This window comes from Streptomyces sp. NPDC056503, assembly GCF_042794995.1.
Taxonomy (GTDB): domain Bacteria; phylum Actinomycetota; class Actinomycetes; order Streptomycetales; family Streptomycetaceae; genus Streptomyces.
The window spans coordinates 1-2,846 of record NZ_JBHTST010000261.1 but is presented as its reverse complement, the minus strand read 5'-3'; the positions used below and the strand labels follow the sequence as shown (position 1 = coordinate 2,846).

Below are 2,846 nucleotides of genomic sequence, written 5' to 3'. Positions count from 1 at the left end.
TGTCGGCGTACGGACTTTTCTCCCCAGTTGCGTACGGATGAACGTCCCCAGCTTTGGTCGCGGGTTGCGGCAGTGCGGCAGAGGATCTCGGTTGAGATCGATGTCCCGACCAGGGACACTCGCGCGATGAGCCGCAGCACATCGTCTGAACCGATCGAGCGAGGGTGGGACGAGCCCTGGTATCGGGTCCGTATGGAGGGTTTCGAGGCTTCGTTCCTGCCCAGCGACGGCGAGGGCTTGGACGAGGTCTGCAACGTCGATGTCTTCGTGACTCTGGAGGATGAGTCTCGTTGGACCGCGACCGTGTTCACCGTCGCGGAAGTCGAGCGCCTGATGAAACTCTGGGCAGGAACCGACGAGGCCCTCGGCGGCCGGTACTTCTGGGTCTCGGACGGCCTGATCGTCAGGGATCCCGGCATCGACAGCATGACCGACGTGATCGCCGGACTGATCGAGAACGGCGAGTTCTCCGAGATCTTTCAGCCGGTGATCAACAACTGATCAAGTGCTCGGCCGCCGGAAACAGCTTGGGTCGTCAGGCCACGTCGTTCTCCCGCTCGATGGCCTTGAGGCGGTTCTTGAGCCGGTAGCTGGGGCCGTTGATGGAGATCACTTCGCAGTGATGGAGGAGCCGGTCGAGGATGGCGGTGGCGAGGACCTCGTCGCCGAAGACCTGGCCCCATTCGCTGAAGGTCTTGTTCGAGGTCAGGATGATCGAGCCCTTCTCGTAACGCTTGGAGATGACCTGGAAGACCAGATTCGCCTCCGCTCGTTCGAGGGGCTGGTAACCGACCTCATCCACCACGAGAACGCCGGGCCGCAGGTAGGTGCCGAGCTTGTTCGTCAGACGTCCTGCCGCCTCGGCGGCCTTGAGATTGCGGACCATGTCGTCGAGGCTGGTGAAGTAGATCGAGTAGCCGGCCCGGCAGGCCGCGACCGCCAAGGCGACGGCGATGTGCGTCTTGCCGACCCCGGGCGGCCCGAGCAGGGCGGCGTTCGCCTTGCCGTCGACGAACGAGAGGGTGGCGAGGTCCTTGACCTTGCGCGGGTCGAGGTCGGGCTGGAAGGAGAAGTCGTACTCGTCGATCGTCTTGTGATGCGGCAGCTTCGAGAGCCGCAGCCCCTGGCGGAAGCGGCGGTCGTCGCGGACGGCCAGTTCCTCGGACAGGACCAGGTCGAGGAAGTCGAGGTAGCCCATCTTTCCCTCGTCGGCCCGTCGGGTGTACTCGTTGATCGTTTCGGCCAGGTGGGGCAGGCCGAGCTTGCCGGCCGTGTTGCGGATGCGGGTGGAGACCAGCTCGCTCAAGACGTTTCCCTCGTGCTCGGGTGGGTGGTGAAGGGGCGGGTGCCGGTCAGCTCGTCATAGACCGACAGCGGACGGCGGCCGACCTCGACACGGGTGGCCGCAGCACGGTTCAGCAGAGCCTGCAAGGGTCCTGCCTCCTCGCCCCGAGGACGTTCACGACGAGGCTGTGGCGGGACATCGCCGGTGGTGGTGCGGCGTCCCTTGCCCGTGGGCAGGCCGTCCCAGTGGGCCTCTTCGACGACTCGGACTCCGCGGCCGACCGCCCGGGGATGAGTGGCCAGCAGTGTCTCGCCGCTGGCATCCGCGATGGTGGAATGCAGCATGATCTGCGACTTCGTAGCCCGGATCTCCACCAGCTGACGCGGTCGGACCCTGCGGGCCGGCACCGAGTAGAGGTTGCCGCCGAAGGCGACCAGGCAGTCCTTGCCGACCGGCCGCAGATGCCGCTCGGCCACCAGATACGGAGTCTCCGGCAGCGGTTTGAGGGCCATGTGGTCGCGGGCCGCCCGCTCGCCGATGATCTGCTGGTGAGTCCTGTGGGCCTGGGCCCGTCGCTGCGGGACCCAGGTAGTGAAGGCGGCGTCCATCTCCTCGACGGAGGAGAAGGACCGGCCGGACAGGACGTGGTCGCGGACGATGAGGACCTGGCGTTCGACGCGTCCTTTGCCGGTGGGCCGGTAGGCGGCCAGCACGTCGATGTCGAAGTCGTAGTGGCCGGCGAATCCGACCGCTTCCGGGTGCAGAGGGACCGCCTCGCCCGGAGCGACGTGGCGGCGGACGACGGTCTTCGTGCGGTCGTAGACGATCGTCATCGGGACGCCGCCGAAGTGGGCGAAGGCCCGTCGGTGGCAGTCGAAGAACGTCTGGAGGTCCTGGCTGGTGGTGAAGCAGCAGAACGGGTCGCGTGAGTACGACAGCGTTATGTGGAAGGAGTAGACCTTCCCGATGCCCATGTGGGCGAGGATCTTGCCCTCGTCGCCCCAGTCGACCTGGGCCTGGGCGCCGGGGATGACCTCGAACCGGCGGTGCATGCCGGCGAGTTCCTTTGGCGTGATGCCGAGTTCCTCGGCGATGCGAGGCCGGGCTTCCTGAACGTAGAGCTTGACTCGCTGGTAGTTGCCGGTGAAACCGTACTCCGCGGTCAGCCGCCCGTGGATCACCGCGGCCTTCATGAGGATCTCGGCCCGCAGCATCGAGTCGACCAGCGGCGCGAACTCGTCGATCACCCTCGCCTTCGACCGCCCGTTCGGCGACCGGCGCGGCGGGGTCGCCGGCCCTGGTGCCGACAGATACTTGCGGACCGTCTTCCGGTCCAGCCCGGTCTCCCGGGCCACCTCCGAGAGGCTGATCGCCCCGGACTCCAACAGACTCCGGAAGCGCCGCAGTTCCAACCATCGATGCGGGTCCAGGACCATCGTCGACCGCCTTCCGCCGCCTCTCACCGACCAAGCAGCAGAGTGCCGAGCAGCAGGTCTCAACGCATCAACAACTGTCCCTTTTCATCCGTACGCGGGTGGGGACGTTCACGTGTACGCCGACA

The 2,846-nt window shown here is 66.4% G+C and carries 3 protein-coding genes; 1 reads left to right on the top strand and 2 read right to left on the bottom strand.

Annotated features, from left to right (window positions below):
- Window positions 1-126 precede the first annotated feature (126 nt).
- On the top strand, window positions 127-501 hold the full coding sequence (locus ACFQ8C_RS36855; protein ID WP_383466303.1) for a hypothetical protein: 375 nt from the start codon (window positions 127-129) through the stop codon (window positions 499-501).
- 34 nt (window positions 502-535) lie between these two features.
- On the opposite strand, the gene istB is transcribed toward ACFQ8C_RS36855, so the two are convergent.
- Together istB and istA are read right to left on the bottom strand one after the other, a co-directional pair.
- Entirely contained in the window at window positions 536-1,306 is a 771-nt protein-coding gene (gene istB / locus ACFQ8C_RS36850) for an IS21-like element helper ATPase IstB (RefSeq protein WP_383466301.1), read from the bottom strand.
- On the bottom strand, window positions 1,303-2,721 hold the full coding sequence (gene istA, locus ACFQ8C_RS36845) for an IS21 family transposase (RefSeq protein WP_383466299.1): 1,419 nt from the start codon (window positions 2,719-2,721) through the stop codon (window positions 1,303-1,305). Before istA ends, istB begins: the two co-directional genes overlap by 4 nt.
- Window positions 2,722-2,846: the final 125 nt, after the last annotated feature.